The 1,408-nt window shown below is 54.6% G+C and carries 1 protein-coding gene and 1 pseudogene; both read right to left on the bottom strand.

All coding sequences use genetic code 11. The features are described from left to right. The coding region (locus tag ACESQI_RS24065; RefSeq protein ID WP_057098273.1) for a fimbrillin family protein at window positions 1-1,042 on the bottom strand (1,042 nt) is incomplete at its 3' end. 179 nt (window positions 1,043-1,221) lie between these two features. Then, window positions 1,222-1,408: pseudogene (locus ACESQI_RS24060) on the bottom strand (fimbrillin family protein); the annotation flags it as partial.

The raw sequence follows: 1,408 nt of genomic DNA, 5'->3' as shown, positions 1-1,408 counted from the left end.
GCTGACCGATACCGGTGGCGGAGTAATCGGAGGCATCGTTTTCGTGATGACCGGCATGGAACACGATGGCGATAACGCTTGCTTTCTGTTCTTCGGTCAAAGTTTCGTCTTTGCCTACAATATTGCCGTCGGCAAGGAGGTAGTCCCCTACTTGCAAATTGTGATCTTTGTCAATCGTCGGTGCTCCGTCCACCTTATAGGTCTTGTATGAGCTTACGCTGATATTGTTCGGGGTGATGAAAAACTCCTTCTTGCCGTCGGCATAGCTGCCGGTGAGGGTTACGGTATTGCCTTGTCCGGGACGGACGAAGTAGCGGTATGTGCCGTCCGTATTGCGGCAGGGCTTGGCCTCTCCACTGAAATCGGCTGTAGTAGCAATCACATAGTCGGGAATGGAGGTGTCGGTGAACTTATACACCGTCTTGGGCATTTCGACTACGGCGAGTGCCATGCGGTGGGTCATGGAGAATGAGAGCGAGAGCTTGCCGTCGGCTTTGCTTCCCGAGCCCGTGGCGGTCATGAGGTCGGAGGCTGTGTAGCCTTGCGTGTAGTCGCTCTGATCAGCTTCCGGCTGCCAGTCATTGATAAGCGTGGCGAAGAAATCGCCATCGCTCGTGGTGTCGGTGGCATTTACCTTGCCCGCCATCTTCGCTGTCTCTTGATAGGGATAGTAGAGGAAATACTTCTCGCCCGCCATTCCGCCGGCAAGGGTTACGCCCGCTTCGGGTTGCCAGGTAAGACTGCCGTTCGTGCCTGCTGTGGCGGTGAGTTTCACATTGTCATAGACTATCGCCCCATTGCGCACAAGGTAGAGTCCGCAGGCGTCACTGGCGGTAAACTCGGTACGGTAACCGTCCTCGGTAGCACGGGTAGCGGCTTTCTGCGAGCCGTCAGCCGAAGTTGTCAGGGCATAGCCGCCGTCGGTGATGGTGATGGCGAGCGGTGCGGCATTGTCAGCACCGGGCAGGGGAAGCTCCTCCTGCGTGCAGCCGGTCAGCAGCAGTGCCGCCGCCCAAAGGGTATGTAGGATATTTCGTTTCATTGTCACACTTTTTATTTTAACTTTACGTTACTTGTTTTTATCTTCCTTGCGGGGCAAAGACTGCAAGCGGCCGTTGCCACAATTCCGTTTGTAAATCCGACCCGCTTCGCGGGTATTCAGCCTTTATCAACGAGCGGCTACGCCGCATAATAGATAAATAGGCTGAATAGGTAAATAGGTCAGAAAGCCAAGACCGAACGCACGTAACTAAATCTGTCGCGCTTATTGCTGAAGAGCACGCGGCCGTTGCGCACATCCACACAAAGAGCGTAGTCCGCCGGAACGTAGTAGAACTCCGAGGAGGACCAGTACCAGTCAGACTTTAAGCCTGATACCACTGTCTTGCCTTCAAACAAAGAAGCGCGG

The sequence above is a fragment of the Bacteroides sp. HPS0048 genome (genome assembly GCF_964240755.1).
Taxonomy (GTDB): Bacteria; Bacteroidota; Bacteroidia; order Bacteroidales; family Bacteroidaceae; genus Bacteroides; species Bacteroides nordii.
The sequence above is the reverse complement of the archived record's forward strand: the minus strand, read 5'-3'. Positions and strand labels throughout refer to the sequence as shown.